At 74.5% G+C, this 17,014-nt stretch carries 21 protein-coding genes; 15 read left to right on the forward strand and 6 right to left on the reverse strand.

The features are described 5' to 3' along the window. Positions 1–2: 2 nt before the first annotated feature. Together I4I82_RS22765 and I4I82_RS22770 are read left to right on the forward strand one after the other, a co-directional pair. Positions 3–905 (forward strand): phosphatidate cytidylyltransferase, encoded by a 903-nt coding sequence (locus tag I4I82_RS22765; RefSeq protein WP_372451329.1) that lies wholly within the window; start codon positions 3–5, stop codon positions 903–905. Next, positions 902–1,603, forward strand: coding sequence for a class I SAM-dependent methyltransferase (locus tag I4I82_RS22770; RefSeq protein ID WP_218589085.1), 702 nt, complete (start codon positions 902–904; stop codon positions 1,601–1,603). The genes I4I82_RS22765 and I4I82_RS22770 overlap by 4 nt, the downstream gene beginning before the upstream one ends. On the opposite strand, the gene I4I82_RS22775 is transcribed toward I4I82_RS22770, so the two are convergent. Then, on the reverse strand, positions 1,590–1,985 hold the full coding sequence (locus I4I82_RS22775; RefSeq protein ID WP_218589086.1) for a Rieske (2Fe-2S) protein: 396 nt from the start codon (positions 1,983–1,985) through the stop codon (positions 1,590–1,592). The two genes, I4I82_RS22770 and I4I82_RS22775, sit on opposite strands and share 14 nt — an antisense overlap. Positions 1,986–2,065: 80 nt before the next feature. On the opposite strand from I4I82_RS22775, the gene I4I82_RS22780 reads away from it, so the two are divergent. The 3 genes from I4I82_RS22780 to pip are packed head-to-tail and all read left to right on the forward strand — an operon-like array spanning position 2,066 to position 4,681. After that, entirely contained in the window at positions 2,066–2,602 is a 537-nt protein-coding gene (locus I4I82_RS22780) for a hypothetical protein (RefSeq protein WP_218589087.1), read from the forward strand. A 34-nt stretch (positions 2,603–2,636) separates the two neighbouring features. Continuing rightward, on the forward strand, positions 2,637–3,743 hold the full coding sequence (rlmN, locus tag I4I82_RS22785) for a dual-specificity RNA methyltransferase RlmN (protein WP_218589088.1): 1,107 nt from the start codon (positions 2,637–2,639) through the stop codon (positions 3,741–3,743). After that, entirely contained in the window at positions 3,740–4,681 is a 942-nt protein-coding gene (gene pip, locus I4I82_RS22790; protein WP_226370202.1) for a prolyl aminopeptidase, read from the forward strand. The genes rlmN and pip overlap by 4 nt, the downstream gene beginning before the upstream one ends. Here pip and I4I82_RS22795 read toward each other — a convergent pair whose 3' ends face one another. After that, on the reverse strand, positions 4,682–5,746 hold the full coding sequence (locus I4I82_RS22795; protein ID WP_218589089.1) for a methyltransferase: 1,065 nt from the start codon (positions 5,744–5,746) through the stop codon (positions 4,682–4,684). A 48-nt stretch (positions 5,747–5,794) separates the two neighbouring features. Continuing rightward, positions 5,795–6,865, reverse strand: coding sequence for an ATP-dependent DNA ligase (locus I4I82_RS22800; protein WP_218589090.1), 1,071 nt, complete (start codon positions 6,863–6,865; stop codon positions 5,795–5,797). Positions 6,866–6,900: 35 nt separating this feature from the next. On the opposite strand from I4I82_RS22800, the gene I4I82_RS22805 reads away from it, so the two are divergent. Next, positions 6,901–7,140, forward strand: a complete 240-nt coding sequence (locus tag I4I82_RS22805; RefSeq protein ID WP_218589091.1) for a hypothetical protein — start codon at positions 6,901–6,903, stop codon at positions 7,138–7,140. Further along, on the forward strand, positions 7,137–7,697 hold the full coding sequence (gene mug, locus I4I82_RS22810) for a G/U mismatch-specific DNA glycosylase (RefSeq protein WP_218589092.1): 561 nt from the start codon (positions 7,137–7,139) through the stop codon (positions 7,695–7,697). Before I4I82_RS22805 ends, mug begins: the two co-directional genes overlap by 4 nt. On the opposite strand, the gene I4I82_RS22815 is transcribed toward mug, so the two are convergent. Then, on the reverse strand, positions 7,678–8,223 hold the full coding sequence (locus tag I4I82_RS22815) for a TetR/AcrR family transcriptional regulator (protein WP_218589093.1): 546 nt from the start codon (positions 8,221–8,223) through the stop codon (positions 7,678–7,680). The two genes, mug and I4I82_RS22815, sit on opposite strands and share 20 nt — an antisense overlap. Positions 8,224–8,347: 124 nt before the next feature. On the opposite strand from I4I82_RS22815, the gene I4I82_RS22820 reads away from it, so the two are divergent. Genes I4I82_RS22820 through I4I82_RS22830 form a run of 3 tightly spaced genes read left to right on the forward strand, consistent with a single transcriptional unit; the run spans position 8,348 to position 10,246 of the window. Then, entirely contained in the window at positions 8,348–9,292 is a 945-nt protein-coding gene (locus I4I82_RS22820) for an SDR family NAD(P)-dependent oxidoreductase (protein WP_218589094.1), read from the forward strand. A gap of 38 nt (positions 9,293–9,330) precedes the next feature. Then, the gene (locus I4I82_RS22825) at positions 9,331–9,660 is read left to right on the forward strand and encodes a DMT family transporter (RefSeq protein ID WP_218589095.1); all 330 of its coding nucleotides are present in this window, start codon (positions 9,331–9,333) and stop codon (positions 9,658–9,660) included. Then, positions 9,650–10,246 carry a TetR/AcrR family transcriptional regulator gene (locus I4I82_RS22830; protein WP_218589096.1) on the forward strand — a complete coding sequence of 199 codons (597 nt, stop codon included), beginning with the start codon at positions 9,650–9,652 and terminating at the stop codon, positions 10,244–10,246. The genes I4I82_RS22825 and I4I82_RS22830 overlap by 11 nt, the downstream gene beginning before the upstream one ends. Here the strand turns inward: I4I82_RS22830 and ligD are convergent, their stop codons facing one another. Both ligD and I4I82_RS22840 read right to left on the reverse strand, forming a co-directional pair. Then, complete coding sequence (gene ligD, locus I4I82_RS22835; protein ID WP_218589097.1) at positions 10,247–11,206, reverse strand: non-homologous end-joining DNA ligase; 960 nt, start codon at positions 11,204–11,206, stop codon at positions 10,247–10,249. Positions 11,207–11,216: 10 nt separating this feature from the next. Then, on the reverse strand, positions 11,217–11,480 hold the full coding sequence (locus I4I82_RS22840) for a DUF2631 domain-containing protein (protein WP_218589098.1): 264 nt from the start codon (positions 11,478–11,480) through the stop codon (positions 11,217–11,219). A 69-nt stretch (positions 11,481–11,549) separates the two neighbouring features. Between I4I82_RS22840 and dxr the strand changes: the two genes are divergently transcribed. The 5 genes from dxr (at position 11,550) to I4I82_RS22865 (ending at position 16,665) form a co-directional block, all read left to right on the forward strand. Then, entirely contained in the window at positions 11,550–12,725 is a 1,176-nt protein-coding gene (gene dxr, locus I4I82_RS22845; protein ID WP_218589099.1) for a 1-deoxy-D-xylulose-5-phosphate reductoisomerase, read from the forward strand. Continuing rightward, entirely contained in the window at positions 12,722–14,011 is a 1,290-nt protein-coding gene (locus I4I82_RS22850) for a M50 family metallopeptidase (RefSeq protein ID WP_218589100.1), read from the forward strand. Before dxr ends, I4I82_RS22850 begins: the two co-directional genes overlap by 4 nt. Beyond that, positions 14,008–14,508 (forward strand): phosphatase domain-containing protein, encoded by a 501-nt coding sequence (locus I4I82_RS22855; RefSeq protein WP_218589101.1) that lies wholly within the window; start codon positions 14,008–14,010, stop codon positions 14,506–14,508. The genes I4I82_RS22850 and I4I82_RS22855 overlap by 4 nt, the downstream gene beginning before the upstream one ends. A 127-nt stretch (positions 14,509–14,635) precedes the next feature. Next, positions 14,636–15,778, forward strand: coding sequence for a flavodoxin-dependent (E)-4-hydroxy-3-methylbut-2-enyl-diphosphate synthase (ispG, locus tag I4I82_RS22860; protein WP_218589102.1), 1,143 nt, complete (start codon positions 14,636–14,638; stop codon positions 15,776–15,778). Between the two features lie 53 nt (positions 15,779–15,831). Further along, complete coding sequence (locus I4I82_RS22865) at positions 15,832–16,665, forward strand: GNAT family N-acetyltransferase (RefSeq protein ID WP_218589103.1); 834 nt, start codon at positions 15,832–15,834, stop codon at positions 16,663–16,665. Positions 16,666–17,014 lie beyond the last annotated feature (349 nt).

Consider the following 17,014-nt stretch of genomic DNA (forward strand, 5'->3'; position numbering starts at 1 on the left):
CCGTGTCGACCTCCGCCTCCCGTGACCTGCCGTTCGCCTCGGCCGGGCCCCCGTTGACGCCCGGGCAGGCCGCGGCCCCGCGGCAGCTCAAGTCGGCGCGGCTGGGGCGCAACCTGGTCGCGGCGGTCCTGGTCGGCCTCTCGATGGGCGCGATCATCCTGTCGTCGCTGCTGTTCGTGCGGCAGTTCTTCGTGCCGGTGCTCGCGGTGTCGGCGGCCATCGCCACCTGGGAGCTCGCCGGGGCGCTGCGCCGCGGGGCGGGGATCGAGGTGCCGCTGCCGGTGGTGCTGGCCGGCGGGCAGGCGATGATCTGGCTGGCCTGGCCGTTCGGCACCGCGGGCCTGGCCGGCTCGTTCGCCCTGACGATGGTGGCCACGCTGCTCTGGCGGATGCGCGGGGGTGCGTCGCACTACGTCCGCGACGTCACCGCCACCGTCTTCACGGCCGCCTACGTGCCGCTGTGCTGCGGCTTCGCCGTCCTGATGACGGTCGCGCCCGACGGCCTGGGCCGCGTGCTCACGTTCATGCTCCCCGTCGTCGCCTCCGACGTCGGCGGCTACGCCGCGGGCGTGCTGTTCGGCCGCCACCCGATGGCGCCGACGATCAGCCCGAAGAAGTCCTGGGAGGGCTTCGCGGGGTCGCAGATCGCGGGGATGGTCACGGGCGCGCTGTGCGTGCACCTGCTGCTCGACGGGCCGTGGCTGGCCGGGGTGCTCACCGGGTCGCTGCTCGTGGTGTCGGCGACGCTGGGCGACCTCGTCGAGTCGATGGTCAAGCGCGACCTCGGCATCAAGGACATGGGCAACCTGCTGCCCGGTCACGGCGGCATGATGGACCGCCTCGACTCCCTGCTTCCGACGGCCGTCGTCGCGTGGCTGCTGCTCACCGTGCTCGTCCCCGCATGACCGGCGGCACCATCCCGAGCCCGAACCTCTGGAACTGGCCGGAGGTCTACGAGCGGGAGAACCGCGCCCAGGACGTCGAGGGAGCGATCTGGGACGCGCTGCGCGAGGAGGCCCCGTGGGCCGGGGCGGACGTCGTCGACGTCGGCTGCGGCGACGGCTTCCACCTGCCGCACTTCGCCCGCGAGGCCGCCTCGGTGGTGGGCGTGGAGCCGCACCCGCCGCTCGTCCGCCGGGCCCGGGAGCGCGGGCTGCCGGTGGTGCAGGGCGGAGCGGCCGCGCTGCCGCTGCCCGACGCCTGCGCCGACCTCGTGCACGCCCGCACCGCCTACTTCTTCGGGCCCGGCTGCGAGCCCGGCATCGAGGAGGCCGAGCGCGTGCTGCGCCCGGGCGGCGCGCTCGCGATCGTCGACCTCGACGCCACGCGGGCGCCCTACGGCGACTGGATGCGCGCCGACATCCCGCACTACGACCCGGTGCGCGCCGAGCGGTTCTTCGTGCGCCGCGGCTTCTCGCTGCGCCGCATCGCCGCCCGCTGGACGTTCGACGACCGCGAAACGCTGGAGGCGGTGCTGCGCATCGAGTTCTCCCGGGAGACGGCCGACCGGGCGATCGCGGCCGTGCCCGGCCTCACGGTGCCCGTGTCCTACCGGCTGCACGTGCGCCGGCGCGGGGCGGCGGGCCGGTTCAGCCGAGCGTGATCTCGGTGCCCGACACCGTGACGGGCACGGCGGCCAGGCCGCTCTCCGCGGGGCCGGTCAGGACGGCGCCGGTGAGGTCGAACCGGCTGTCGTGGCACGGGCAGATGATCTCCGCGCCCTCGACGGCGTTGACGTTGCAGCCCTGGTGCGGGCAGACCGTGGAGAAGGCGGCGAAGCTGCCCGCGGTGGCCTGCGTGACGACCACGGCCCGGTCGGCGAAGATCGTGGCCCCGCCGACGGGGACGTCGGTGGTGGTGGCGAGCGGGCCGGTCGCGGCGGGCGCCGAGCCGGCGCCGGACGCGCAGCCGGCGACGGTCAGGCCCGCGGTCAGTGCGGCGGCGCCGATCACGACGGTGCGGCGGTCGATCTGGGTGTCGGGCACGGGCGTACTCCAGGCGGTGGTGGTGGGGGAGCGTTCGGCCCGAGCCTGGCACAACCGGGCGTAGCGCTACCGTGAGAAGCATGGCGAGGACGGTCACGCTCTCCGCCGCCGCGGTGCTCGCACTCGGTGGCGGTCTCGGGTGGTTGGTGGGCAGCTCGGCGCTGGACGCGGGCACCGGCACGGTCGTGCTGGCCGCCGGGATCGCGGTCACGGTGTGGCTGGTGGTGATCGGCAGCCGCGACGCCGCGACGCGCCCGATGGAGCACTGGCGCAGCCGGAAGCTGCTGCGCCTCGCGGTGATCGGCCTGGTCGTGATCGTCGCCGGGTCGGCGCTGCTCGGCTTCACCCCCTACGGCGAGCTGGCGGTGCCGCTCGGGTTCGGGGTGGTCGGCGCCCTGCTGCTGCCGGCGTCGTCGCTGCTGGGCGACCGCACCTACCTCGTGCTCGGGGCCCTGCTCATGCTGCTCGCCGCGCTCGGCGCGTTCCTGGCGCTGAACTCGGTGGGCCAGCTCTACCCCCGCGGGCTCGTCGGGCTCGGCGCCGGGGTGCTGCTGTGGGCGGCCTCGGCGCACCGGTCCGGACTGGTGGCCCAGCTGGGTGGCGCACGCTACCGCTAGGCGCCTCCCGTCACCTGGCACACTGGAGGGCGTCATGACCTCCCTCCCGCTCGTCTTCGATGCGCCCCGCCGCGCGCTGCCGCCCCGCCACCTCGCCGACCTCGACCCCGCCGAGCGCCGCGCCGCCGTGGGGGAGCTCGGGCTGCCCGGCTTCCGCGCCGACCAGCTCGCCCGGCACTACTTCGGCCGTTTCACCGCCGACGTCGAGCAGATGACCGACCTGCCGGCCGCGGCCCGCGAGGCGCTGCGCCCGCTGCTGCCGCAGCTGGTCACGCCGGTGCTGGAACAGGCCTGCGACGACGGCACCACGCGCAAGACGCTGTGGAAGGGCCACGACGGCACCCGCGCCGAGTCGGTGCTGATGGGCTACCCCGACCGCGCCACCGTGTGCGTGTCGAGCCAGGCCGGCTGCGGGATGGCGTGCCCGTTCTGCGCCACCGGCCAGGGCGGGCTGGAGCGCAACATGTCGACGGGCGAGATCGTCGAGCAGGTCCGCCAGGCCGCCGCGGCCGCCCGCGACGGCGCGCTCGGCACCCCCGCGCGGCTGTCCAACGTCGTGTTCATGGGCATGGGCGAGCCGCTGGCCAACTACAAGCGCGTGGTCGCCGCGGTGCGGCGCATCACCTCGCCCGCGCCCGACGGCCTGGGCATCTCCGCGCGCGGCGTCACCGTGTCCACGGTGGGGCTGGTGCCGGCGATCGACAAGCTGGCCGCGGAGGGGCTGCCCGTCACGCTCGCCGTGTCGCTGCACACCCCCGACGACGAGCTGCGCGACACGCTCGTGCCGGTCAACAACCGGTGGAAGGTCGACGAGGTGCTCGACGCCGCGCGCCGCTACGCCACGACCACCGGGCGGCGGGTGTCGATCGAGTACGCGCTCATCCGCGACGTCAACGACCACGCGTGGCGCGCCGACCTGCTCGGCAGGAAGCTGGCGCAGCGCATCGGCAAGCACCGCGTGCACGTCAACCTCATCCCGCTCAACCCGACGCCGGGCAGCGAGTGGGACGCCTCGCCGCGCCCGGTGCAGGACGAGTTCGTCCGCCGCGTGCAGGCCGCCGGGGTGGCGTGCACGGTGCGCGACACCCGCGGCCGCGAGATCGCCGCCGCCTGCGGGCAGCTGGCCGCCACCGGGGCGTGACGCTCCCGCCCCTGGACCCCTACGACGGCGGCATGCTCGACGTCGGCGACGGCCAGCGCCTGCGCTGGGACGTCCGCGGCAACCCCGACGGCATCCCCGCCGTGGTCCTGCACGGCGGTCCGGGCTCGGGCGCTCCCACCGGCACCCACCGGTCGTTCGACCCGTCCCGCTACCGGATCGTGCAGTTCGACCAGCGCGGCTGCGGCGGCAGCACCCCGCACGCGTCCGACCCGGCCACCTCGCTGGCGACGAACACCACCGCACACCTCGTCGCCGACGTCGAGCGGCTGCGCGAGCACCTCGGCGTCGACCGCTGGGTCGTCCTCGGCGGCTCCTGGGGCTCGACGCTCGCGCTGGCCTACGCGCAGGCCCACCCCGAGCGGGTGCGGGCGGTGCTGCTCGTGGCCGTCACGACGACCCGGCGCAGCGAGATCGACTGGCTCTACCGCGGCGTCGGCCGGTTCCTGCCCCGGGAGTGGGAGGCGTTCCGCGCCCACCACGACGACCCCGACCTGCTCGGCGGCTACGACCGCCTCCTCGCCGACCCCGACCCGGGCGTGCGCGAGCGCGCCTCGCTGGCCTGGGCGACGTGGGAGGACGCCGTGCTCTCGCCCGAGCCCGGCGGCCGCGCGATCTACGCCGTGCGCCCGCCCCGGGAGCTGCTCGCGCTCACCCGCCTCTGCGCCCATTACTTCTCCCGCGGCGCGTTCCTCGAGGAGGGCGTGCTGATCCGCGGGGCCGGGGCGTTGGCCGGGATCCCCGGCGTGCTGGTGCACGGCCGCCTCGACCTCGGCGGCCCGCTCGTCACCGCGTGGGAGGTCGCGAGGGCATGGCCGGGAGCCGAGCTGCACGTCGTCGAGGACGCCGGGCACCTGGGCGGCGCGGAGTTCGGGCGGTTGGTGCGCGAGGCGCTGGTGCGGTTCGCCGACGCCCCCTGATCAGCCCGCCCGCCGCAGCTCCACGAACGACAGGCCGTGCGCGGCGTCCTCGACCGAGGTGAGGGTCAGTCCCGCCTGGCGGGCCAGCTCCGCGAACTCGGCGCGGGTGCGCTCGCGGGCGCCGAACACGACGAGCATCCGCAGGTCCATGACGACGTGGTCGCGGCTGGGGTGGTCGGGATCGGGCACGCGCTCCACCAGCAGGACGCGCCCGCCCGCGGGCAGCGCCTCGGCGCAGCGGCGCAGGATCGCGACCGCGGCGTCGTCGGGCCAGTCGTGCACCACCTGGGCCAGCACGTACACCGGCTCGCCGGGTGGGAGGGCGTCGAAGAAGCTGCCCTCGACGATCGACGTGCGCTCGTCCAGGCCGGCCGCGGTGAACCGCTCCCGCGCCCGCTCCGCCGACGCCTCCTGCTCCACCAGCGTGCCGAACAGCGTGGGGTCCTGCTCGAGGACCGCGGCCAGCAGGCCGCCGGTGCCGCCGCCGACGTCGACGATCGAGTGCGCGGCCCGCGCGGCGAGACCGGGCGCGACCGCGGGCACCCAGACCGCGGCCCACTGGTCCATGTAGGCGTCGAAGGAGGCGGCGAGCGCGGGGTCGGCGGCGAGGTGGTCCCAGAAGCCGCGCCCGAACACCTGCGGGTAGGCCGCGGTGCCGGTGCGGACGGCGTGCCCGAGCCCGGCCCAGGCGCGGTCGAGGTGCCCGGCGGCGCCGTCGAGGTCGAGGAACGCGCGCAGGTGGTCGTCGAGCAGGGGCTCGCCCAGCTCGCCGAGCGCGAACACCCGCGGCCGGACCTCCTCGAGCACGTCGCACGTGACCAGGCGACGCAGCAGGCCGAGCGTGGCGCGCGGGTCGGTGCCGCAGCAGGCGGCGATCGCGTCGGCCGTACGGGGGCCGGTGGCCAGCACGTCCGGCACGCCGAGGGACACGGCGAGGCGGACGGCCGTGGGCGTCAGCAGGTCGGTCAGCGCGCGCAGCCGCTGGGGCCGCGGGTCGTCCGGGTCGGGCGGCGCAGCGGGTCGTCGGGCTGCGGGTCGTCGGGCTGCGGATCGTCGGGGCTCCACTGCGGCAGCGTAGGTAAGGGTGCCCTAATGGTCAAACGGCAGGACCGGTCAGCGGGGGAGCCCGAGCACCTCGGCCAGGTCGAAGTCGACGGCCTGTTCCAGCTGCGCGTAGGTGCACGACTCCGGCTGCCGGTCGGGGCGCCAGCGGACGAACTGCGCGGTGTGCCGGAACCGCACGCCCTCCATGTAGTCGTAGCGCACCTCGACGACCCGCTCGGGGCGCAGCGGGACGAACGACAGGTCCTTGCCGCTGTTCCACCGGCTGGCCTCGGCCTTGCGCGGGGTGCGCTCGCCGTCCTCCTGCTTCGCCCACGCCCACGGGTGGTCGTCGAAGGTGGTGACGAGCTCCTGCAGCTCCTCGAACAGCTCGCGCCGCCGCGCCATCGGGAACGCCCCGATCACGCCGACGCTCGCGAGGTGCCCGTTCTCCTGGTAGAGCCCGAGCATCAGCGAGCCGATGACGTCGGGCCCGGACTTGTGCACGCGGTAGCCCGCCACCACGCAGTCGGCCGTGCGCTCGTGCTTGATCTTGGCCATCACGCGCTTGTCGGGCTGGTAGGGCTGATCGGGCTTCTTCGCGATGAGGCCGTCGAGCCCGGCACCCTCGAACTGCTCGAACCACTGCTGCGCGAGCGTGTGGTCCGACGTCAGCGGCGTGACGTGGACGGGCGGGCGCGCGTCGGCGAGGGCGCGCTCCAGCGCCGCGCGGCGCTGCTCGAACGGCAGGCCGGTGAGGTCGTCGTCGCCCAGGGCCAGCAGATCGAACGCGACGAAGCTGGCCGGGGTGGTCTCCGACAGCATCGTCACGCGACTCGCCGCCGGGTGGATCCGGTGCTGCAGGACCTCGAAGTCGAGCGTGTTGTGCTCCCGGTCGAGCACGACGATCTCGCCGTCGACGACCGCGCGCTCCGGGAAGTTGGCCTTGACGGCCTCGACGACCTCGGGGAAGTACCGCGTCATCGGCTTCTCGTTGCGGCTGCCGATCTCGACCTCGTCGCCGTCGCGGAAGATGATCGACCGGAAGCCGTCCCACTTGGGCTCGTAGAGCTGCCCCTCGGGCACGGCGGCCACGGGCTTGGCCAGCATCGGCTTGACCGGGGGCATCACGGGCAGGTCCACGCCCGCCATCCTGCACCGTCGGGCAAGGTGGGGGCGTGCGCGTGCCCGATCGTGTCCGGCCGGCCCCGGAGGTCCTCGAACCGCAGTCCGCCGACCGCCTCCTGGGGATCGGGCTGGACCTGCCCGGCGCGCTGGACGTCTGCTACGGGGCCGGGCCGCAGGAACCCGCGCGGGTGGCCGGGGTGGTCACGACGGCACTGGAGCAGTACGGGTTCGGCGACGTCCGGGTCGTCGCGGACGAGCGCGGCCCGGCGGTCTCGGTGCGGCGGACGTGAGCTGGACCCGCGCCGAGCTGGAGGCCGCGCGCGCCCTGACGATCCCCGACGTCCTGCCCGGGCCGGGCGACCCGCCGCTGCGCGTGCTGTTCTGCGGCATCAACCCCGGCCTGGTCTCCGCGGTCACCGGGCACCACTTCGCGCGCCCGGGCAACCGGTTCTGGCCCGTGCTGCACCGGTCCGGGTTCACGCCGCGGCAGCTGCGGCCCGACGAGCAGGGGGAGCTCCCGGCGCTGGGCCTGGGCATCACGAACATGGTCGCCCGCGCCTCGGCCCGCGCCGACGAGCTCACCGACGAGGAGGTCGTCGCGGGCGGGATGCGGCTGCGGACCCTGGTGGCGCAGCACCGGCCGCGGTGGCTCGCCGTCGTCGGCATCACCGCCTACCGCACCGCGTTCGGCGCGCGCCACGCCGCCGTCGGCCCGCAGGAGGGCAGCTGGGACGCCACGCGCGTGTACGTGCTGCCCAACCCCAGCGGCCTCAACGCGCACTGGTCGGTGCAGGCGATGGCGGAGGAGTTCGGGCGGCTGCGCGCGCTCAGCGCGGCGGACGGGTGATCAGCCCGTGCGCGAGCAGGTCGAGCATGCGGCCGGCCTGCGCGGCGTCACCGGCGGCCAGCGAGACGCCCGAGAGGCTCGCGAGCACGTCGTCGGCCTCGACGTCGTCGCGGACGGTGCCGGCGCGCACCCCCGCGTCGAGCAGCGACGCGACCGCGGCGAGCAGCCGACCGCGGGTCTCCGCGAACGGGTCGCCGCCCGAGGCGACGAGGGCGCGCAGCGCGTCGGCCATGCCGCGCTTGGCGGTGGCGTAGGCGACGAAGCGGTCCATCCACGCCCGCAGCGCGCGCTCGGGAGGCCGGTCGGCCAGCAGCTCGCCCGCGGCGTCGCACAGCCGGGCGAGCTCGGTGCGGTACGCCGCCTCGACCAGTGCCTCGCGGGTGGGGAAGTGGCGGTACAGCGTGCCGATGCCGACACCGGCGTCGCGGGCCACCGCCTCCAGCGTGACCTCGGGACGCCCGTCGGAGAACGCGCGCACGGCGGCGGAGACCAGGCGGTCGCGGTTGCGGCGCGCGTCGGCCCGCATCGGCCGCGTGCCTGTGTCCGGCGTCACATCTCCCTCTCGGAATGAAGCGGAGGGCCCTCCGCTTGTACGACTCGTAACGGAGGTTCCTCCGCTACCAGGCTACCGGCCACGAGAGGAACGGGACATGACCACCGCATCCCGTGTCAGCACCGGATTCACCGCCACCTCCACCGCCGCCGAGGTCCTCGCGGGCGTCGACCTGTCCGGCCGTCGCGTGATCGTGACCGGCGGCGCCTCCGGCATCGGCGTCGAGACCGCCCGCGCGCTGGCCGGCGCCGGCGCCGAGGTCACCCTGGCCGTCCGCGACGTCGACGCGGGCGTCCGCACGGCGTCCGACATCGTCGCGAGCACCGGCAACGACCACGTGCAGGTCGCGTCGCTAGACCTGGCCGACCGCGCCTCGATCGCCTCCTTTGTCCGCCTCTGGGACGGACCGCTGCACGTGCTCGTGAACAACGCCGGCGTCATGGCCGCGCCGGAGACGCGCACGCGCGAGGGCTGGGAGCTGCAGTTCGCGACCAACCACCTGGGGCACTTCGCCCTGGCCACGGGCCTGCACCTGGCGATGGCCGCGGCCGGGGACGCCCGCATCGTCTCGGTCAGCTCGAGCGCGCACCTGCGCTCGCCGGTCGTGTTCGACGACGTGCACTACATCGGGCGGCCCTACGACCCGTGGACCGCCTACGGGCAGTCGAAGACGGCCAACGTCCTGTTCGCGGTCGAGGCGGCCCGCCGCTGGGCCGATGACGGGATCACGGCCAACGCCCTGATGCCCGGCGGGATCCGCACCAACCTGCAGCGCCACGTGAGCGCCGCCGAACTCGACCGGCAGCGCGCGGCGAGCGGCCCCGGCCGTGCCCTGCGCTGGAAGACCGTCGCCCAGGGCGCCGCGACCTCGGCGCTGCTCGCCGGGTCGCCGGTGGTCGGGGGCGTGTCCGGGCGCTACTTCGAGGACTGCGCCGAGGCCGACCTGCACCGCCCCGGCCACCGCACCGGGGTGGCCGCCTACGCGCTCGACCTCGAGGCCGCCGCGCGCTTGTGGGACGAGTCGGTGCGCGCGCTGGCGTAGGATCTGGAGCATCTGCTCCAATTTGCTCGGAGGTCCGCATGTGGTTCTGGTTGATCGGCGCGATCGTGGCCGAGGTGACGGGCACCGTGGCCCTGCGGTTCTCCGAGGGGTTCACGAAGCTGATGCCCTCGATCATCGTGGCGCTGGGCTACGGCACGGCGTTCTACGCGCTGTCGCAGGCGCTCACGCGGGGGATGGCGATCGGGGTGGCGTACGGCGTGTGGGCCGCCGTCGGCGTCGCCCTGATCGCGCTCATCGGCGTGGCGTTCCTCGGCGAGTCGCTGACGTGGGTGCAGGTCGGGGGCATCGGGCTGGTGATCTGCGGGGTCTTCGCCCTGGAGCTCGGCGGCGCGTCGCATGCCGCCTGAGGGACGCGCGCCCGAGCGGCCGGACCGGCGGCGGCGCAAGGGGGAAGCCCGGCGCCGCGCCCTGCTCGACGCCGCGCTGCGGGTCGTCGGCCGGGAGGGGGCGTCGGCGGTGACGCAGCGGGCCGTCGCCGCCGAGGCCGGTGTGCCGCCGACGGCCGTCCTGTACTACTTCCCGACCGTCGACGACCTGCTGGTGGCCGCGCTGCTCGACGTCAACGACCGGTGGGTCGCCGCCGTGGACGCCCTGCCGGCCGACCGGGAGGGTGCGCTCGACGGCCTCGCCGCGCTCGTGGCGGGCAGCGCGGAGCACGCGCTCGCCGAGTACGAGCTGTGCCTGCTCGCCGCCCGCCGCCCGGCGCTGCGCGGGGAGCTCGACCGCTGGTGGGGCTCCCTCGACGCGCTGGCGCGGCGGCTGGTCCGGGGCGCGGACGGGGAGGCCGACGCGGACGGGGACGGCGACCGGGCCGCCGCCACGGCCTTCACCGCCGGCGTCGACGGCCTGCTGCTGCGGGTCTCCGGCGGCGGGCTCGACCCCCGGCGGGCACGGGCGGTGCTCGAGGCCCTGGTGGGGCGGCCTCATCGCTGATCAGTCGAGGTCCGGGGGATCCGGCGGTTCCTCGGCGCCCTCGTGCGCGTCGCGGTCGGCCCACTCCAGCAGCGGGGCCAGGGGGAACACGGCCTCGTCGATGCCGGTGTGCAGGTCGCCCAGCTCGGCGAACCGGGCGGGGACGGTGGCGATGGTGAAGTCGCGCGGGTCGGCGTCGTCGATCTCGTCCCAGCGGATCGGCGTCGACACGACGGCCTCGGGCACGCCACGCACGGAGTAGGCGCTGCGGATCGTGTGGTCGCGGGCGTTCTGGTTGTAGTCGACGAACACCGAGGCCGGGTCGCGGTCCTTGCGCCACCACGTGAGGTCGACCAGCTCGCAGCGGCGCCCCACCTCGCGGGCGAACGCGTGGGCGGAGCGGCGGACGTCGGCGAAGCCGTGCTCGGGCGGGATCCGCACGTAGACGTGCATCCCCGAGCCCCCGGAGGTCTTGGGGAAACCCGTGGCGCCCAGCTCGTCGAGGATCTCGTGGACGACGTGCGCCACGCGCCGCACGTCGTCGTAGGACGCCTCGGGCATGGGGTCGAGGTCGATGCGCCACTCGTCGGGCTGCTCGACGTGGTCGCGCCGCGAGTTCCAGGGGTGGAACTCGACGGTGGACATCTGCACCGCCCACACGACGTCGGCCGGGTGCTGCACGCACAGCTCGTCGGCGGTGCGGTTCCAGCGCGGGAAGTGCACGCGCACGGTCTCGACCCAGTCGGGCGCGCCCCGCGGCAGCCGCTTCTGGTGCACCTTCTCGCCCGTGACGCCGGTGGGGAAGCGGTGCAGCATGCAGGGCCGGTCGCGCAGGGCGCGCACGATGCCGTCGGACACGGCGAGGTAGTACCGGGCGAGGTCGAGCTTGGTCTCGCCGCGGGCGGGGAAGTAGACGCGGTCGGGGTTGCTCAGCCGGACGGTGCGGTCGCCGACCTCGAGCTCGATCGCCGGCCCGGCCACGGCGCGGCGCTCAGCGTCGCCAGGCGTTGCGCTTGCGCACCGACTGCAGGACCAGCGCGGCGGCCAGGAGGATGCCGGTGCCGATCAGCCAGATGTCCTCGGTGCGCCCGGTGTGGTTGCCGATCAGCATGATGAACATGATCACGACGACGGTCCAGCCGGCGATGATCGACCCGCGCGGGAACCCGCCGTGCCAGCCCCACTCGACCGACGGCTCCTCCTGGGGGTCGACGCCGTCCGTGCGCTGGACCAGCTCTCGGGAATCGTTCGCCACGGGTGTCCTCCTGATCTCGCGTGCGGGTCACATGGTGGCACAGGACGGCCGCGAGGATGATGGTCGGTGATGAACACCCGATCCGTGCTCGTGCTGGGCTCCACCGGCTCCGTGGGCACGCAGGCGCTCGACCTGCTCGACGCCCACCACGACCGCTTCACCGTCGCCGGCCTCGCCGCGGGCGGCGGCGACGTCACGCTGCTGCTGCAGCAGATCCGCCGCCACGGCGTCCGGCGGGTCGCGGTGGCCGACCGCGCCGCGGCCGACGTGCTGCGCCGTGCCCTGCCGTCCACCGGGCTGCGCGGCGTCGAGGTGCTGTCGGGTCCCGGCGCGGCCACCGAGCTCACCGAGGGCGCGGGCGCCGACATCGTCCTCAACGGCATCACCGGGTCCGTCGGCCTGGGTCCGACGCTGGCCGCGCTGCGGTCGGGCGCCGTGCTCGCGCTGGCCAACAAGGAGTCGCTGGTCTCGGGCGGGGCGCTGGTCACCGGCGCCGCCGCGCCCGGGCAGATCGTGCCGGTCGACTCCGAGCACTCCGCGCTGGCGCAGTGCCTGCGCGGCGGCCGCGCCGAGGAGGTCGCGACGCTCGTGCTCACGGCGTCGGGCGGCCCGTTCCGCGGGCGCGCGCGGGCCGACCTCGACGGTGTCACCGTCGACGAGGCGCTGGCCCATCCGACCTGGGCGATGGGCCCGGTCATCACGATCAACTCGGCGACCCTGATCAACAAGGGGCTCGAGGTCATCGAGGCGCACCTGCTGTTCGACGTGCCCTACGACCGGATCGACGTCGTGGTGCACCCGCAGTCGATCGTGCACTCGATGGTCACCTTCGTCGACGGCTCGACGCTCGCGCAGGCCAGCCCGCCGGACATGACGCTGCCGATCGCGCTGGCCCTGGGCTGGCCCGAGCGCCTCGATGGCGCGGCGCGGCCGTGCACCTGGGCCGCGCCGCAGACCTGGTCGTTCGAGCCCCTCGACGAGGACGCGTTCACCGGCGTGCGGCTCGCCCGCCGCGCGGGGGAAGCCGGGGGCTGCCTGCCCGCGGTGCTCAACGCGGCCAACGAGGAGGCGGTGGCCGCGTTCGTCGCCGGGGCGCTGTCGTTCACCGGCATCACCGACCTGCTCGACCGCGTCCTCGACGCCGCGGGGGACTGGACCGGCGACCCCGCTAGCGTGGACGACGTGCTGGCGGCGGAGGACTGGGCCCGGGCACACGCCCGGGAGGCGACGGGAGTGCCCGGATGATGTTCGTGCTCGGCATCCTGATCTTCTTCGTCGGGATCCTGTTCTCGGTGTTCTGGCACGAGCTGGGGCACTTCGTCACCGCGCGCTGGTTCGGCATCAAGGTGCCCGAGTTCATGGTCGGGTTCGGGAGGACGATCTGGTCGACCAAGCGGGGCGAGACCGAGTACGGCCTCAAGGCGATCCCGCTCGGCGGCTACATCCGCATGATCGGCATGATCCCGCCCGCCCGCGGCGAGCTGCTGGGCAGCAGCCGGCGCACCGGCCCGTTCCAGGGCCTCATCGACGACGTGCGCAGGCAGTCGGCGATGGACGTGCGCCCCGAGGACGCCCACCGGCAGTTCTACCTGCGCAAGCCCTGGAAGCGGATCGTCGTGATGGCCGCCGGGCCGGTCATGAACCTGATCCTCGCGGTGCTGCTGTTCGCGGTGCTGCTCATGGGCATCGGGATGAACACCGGCACCACCACGGTGAGCGCCGTCAGCGAGTGCGTCCTGCCGGCCGACTCCACCACCACGAGCTGCCCCGTCGGCGCGCCGCCCACCCCGGCGGCGGTGGCCGGCTTCCGCGCGGGCGACGAGATCCTCGCGCTCGACGGGCAGCAGTTCTCGCGCTTCGACGGCGAGGAGCTGCGCGCGGCGATCCAGCAGAGCACCGGGCCGGTCGTCGTCACGGTCCTGCGCGACGGGCAGCGCCTCGACCTCACTCCGACGCCGATCCGCAACCTGGTGGCCTCCGTCGACGACCCCACGCAGATCGTCGAGGGCAACTTCCTCGGCATCGGGCTGCTGCAGGACTACGAGCGGCAGAGCCTGGGCGCGGTGTTCGTCGAGATAGGGGACGTCGTCGGGCGCACCGGGCAGGCCATCGCGGAGCTGCCCTCGCGCGTGCCGGGGCTGTTCGGGTCGGTGTTCCTCGGCGAGGAGCGCGACGTGAACGGGCCGATCGGGATCGTGGGCGTCTCGCGCATCGGCGGCGAGGTGCTGGAGCAGGAGATCCCGTTCGTCGCCGAGGCGTCGCTGCTGCTGAGCCTGCTCGCGGCCGTCAACATCTCGCTGTTCCTGTTCAACCTGCTGCCCATCCCGCCGCTCGACGGCGGGCAGATCTTCCCGGCGATCTGGGAGGCCGTGAAGAAGCGCATCTGGCGCCTGCGCGGGCGGCCCGACCCCGGGCCGGTCGACGTGGCGAAGCTGATGCCGGTGGCCTACGTCGTGGCGATGGTGTTCATCGTGTGGAGCGGGCTGCTGCTGGTCGCCGACGTGATCAATCCCGTGCGGCTGTTCCAGTGAGCGTCGCTCCCGAGCCCGACACGCGTCCGCTGGCGGTGTTCGACGTCGACGGCGTGCTGGCGGACGTCACCCACCGGCTGCACCACCTGCGCGCCCGGCCGCAGCGCTGGGAGCGGTTCTTCCAGGCCGCCGACCGCGACCCGCTGCTCGTCGAGGGCGCCGACCGGCTGCGCGCCGCGCTGGTCGACCACGACGTGCTGTACCTGACCGGGCGCCCCGAGCGCACCCGCCGCCTCACCGAGCGCTGGCTGGCCCGCCACGACCTGCCCACGGGCCCGCTGGTCATGCGCAGCGACGACGACCACCGCCCGGCGCGGTGGATGAAGCGCGAGGTGCTGCGACGGCTCTCGGCCACCCGCGACATCGTGTCGGTGATCGACGACGACCCGGCCGTCGTCGCGGTGCTGGAGGCCGACGGCTGGCCGGTGGAGCTGGCGACGTGGCTGCCGCACTCCTCCACGCTGCAGAGCGCGCAGGAGCGCCAGGGCCGCACCTGACGCACCCTTTGCTCTGCACACCGATACGCACCGGGTCCGGTGGTGCGCATCGGTGTGCAGAGCAAAGGGTGGTGCTTCCCGACACGGTGAGCGGCGGCGCCCGGCGGTACGGGGGATACTCGAGGTCGTGAGCGTCTCCCTGGGTATGCCCGTTCCTCCCGCACCGACCCTCCACGACCGGCGGAAGACCCGTCAGCTGCAGGTCGGGGCCGTCGGCGTGGGGTCGGACCACCCGATCTCGGTGCAGTCGATGACCACCACCCTGACCTCCGACGTCAACGCCACGCTGCAGCAGATCGCCGAGCTCACCGCGGCGGGCTGCGACATCGTGCGCGTCGCCTGCCCCAGCCAGGACGACGCCGACGCGCTGCCCGCGATCGCGGCCAAGAGCCAGATCCCGGTGATCGCCGACATCCACTTCCAGCCCAAGTACGTGTTCGCCGCGATCGACGCCGGCTGCGCCGCGGTGCGCGTGAACCCGGGCAACATCCGCAAGTTCGACGACCAGGTCAAGGAGATCGCGCGCGCCGCCCGCGACCGCGGCACCCCGATCCGGATCGGCGTCAACGCGGGCTCGCTCGACAAGCGACTGCTGGAGAAGTACGGCAAGGCCACGCCCGAGGCGCTGGCCGAGTCGGCGATGTGGGAGGCGTCCCTGTTCGCCGAGCACGACTTCCACGACCTCAAGATCTCGGTCAAGCACAACGATCCCGTCGTGATGATCCGCGCCTACGAGCTCCTGGCCGAGCAGTGCGACTATCCGCTGCACCTCGGCGTCACCGAGGCCGGGCCGGCGTTCCAGGGCACGATCAAGTCGGCCGTCGCATTCGGGGCACTGCTGCGCCAGGGCATCGGCGACACGATCCGCGTCTCGCTCTCGGCCCCGCCCGTCGAGGAGGTCAAGGTCGGTACGCAGATCCTGCAGTCGCTCAACCTGCGCCCCCGCAAGCTCGAGATCGTGTCGTGCCCGTCGTGCGGCCGCGCGCAGGTCGACGTCTACAAGCTGGCCGACGAGGTCACCGCCGGGCTCACGGGCATGGAGGTGCCGCTGCGCGTCGCCGTCATGGGCTGCGTCGTCAACGGTCCGGGAGAGGCCCGCGAGGCCGATCTCGGCGTCGCCTCGGGCAACGGCAAGGGCCAGATCTTCGTCAAGGGCGAGGTCATCAAGACCGTCCCGGAGCACGCCATCGTCGAGACGCTCATCGAGGAGGCCATGAAGCTGGCCGAGACGATGGAGGCTTCCGGCGAACCCCAGGTGTCGGTCGGCTGACCGCACGCTGATCCGCCGTGGGCATCGGAGCGCCGGTATGACACCGTAGACAGGTGCTCAGAGTCGCCGGTGCCCGGCTTCTCGACGACCGGGAACGCCCGGTCGTCCGCGCCGCGCTCGACGCGGATCCGGTGGCCTCCTGCATGGTCGCCGCGCGCGTCGAGGTGGCCGGTCTCGATCCCTGGCGCCTCGGCGGCGAGGTGTGGGCCTCCGGCTCGCGCATGGACGGCCTCTGCTTCTCCGGCGCCAACCTCGTCCCACTGCGCGGTGAGCGCCCGGCGCTGCGCAGCTTCGCCGACCGCGCGCGCCGCCACGGGCGCTCCTGCTCCTCCATCGTCGGCCGCGCCGAGCTCGTCCTGCCGCTGTGGGAGGAGCTCGCCCCGCACTGGGCGCCCGCCCGCGAGGTCCGCGCCGACCAGCCGCTGATGGTGCTGGCCGGCCTGCCGTCGGTGGCGGCCGACCCGGCCGTGCGGGCCGTGCGCCCCGAGGAGCTCGACCGCTACCTCCCCGCCGCGATCGCGATGTTCACCGAGGAGGTCGGCGTCGACCCCCGCGGCGGTGACGGCGGCGCCGGCTACCGCGCCCGGGTCGCCGAGCTCGTCGCCGCCGGCCGCGCGTTCGCCCGGTTCGAGGGCGACCAGGTCGTGTTCAAGGCCGAGGTCGGCGCCCTGTCCTCGCGCGTCGGGCAGATCCAGGGCGTGTGGGTGCACCCCGCCTGCCGCGGGCGCGGCCTGGGCACGGCCGGCACCGCCGCCGTCGTGGAGCGCCTGGCCGCGATGAACCGCGTGTCGAGCCTGTACGTCAACGGCTTCAACCACGTCGCCCGCGCCTCCTACGCGCGCGTCGGCTTCACCCAGGTGGCCAGCTTCTCCACGATCCTGTTCTGAGCCGCGCTCACCGCGCTCGTCGGCGGGGCCTGCTGGGAGATCGCGAGGATCGGCGAGCCGCCGGGGATGTCGTCGTTGGGGGAGCCCGCCGGTGGCGCCGGTGATGGTCGGCATGAGCGTCGCGCCGACCCCGACGCCCATGACGGCTCCGGCCGCCATCACCGCGGCGACGGGCGCGTCCGCGCTCAGCATGGCGACCAGCAGCAGCTGCCCGGCGAACGCCGCCGGCTCCCCGCGCGCCGGACGAACGCGGCCACCGCGAGCGCCCCGGGGACCACGGGCACCGCCCCGGCCGCGGTCGGTGCGCAGCCCGGGTTGATCAGCCCGCCGCCGAGCCCCTGCACGACCC

Source organism: Pseudonocardia oceani (assembly GCF_019263585.2).
In the GTDB taxonomy this organism is placed as follows: Bacteria; Actinomycetota; Actinomycetes; order Mycobacteriales; family Pseudonocardiaceae; genus Pseudonocardia; species Pseudonocardia oceani.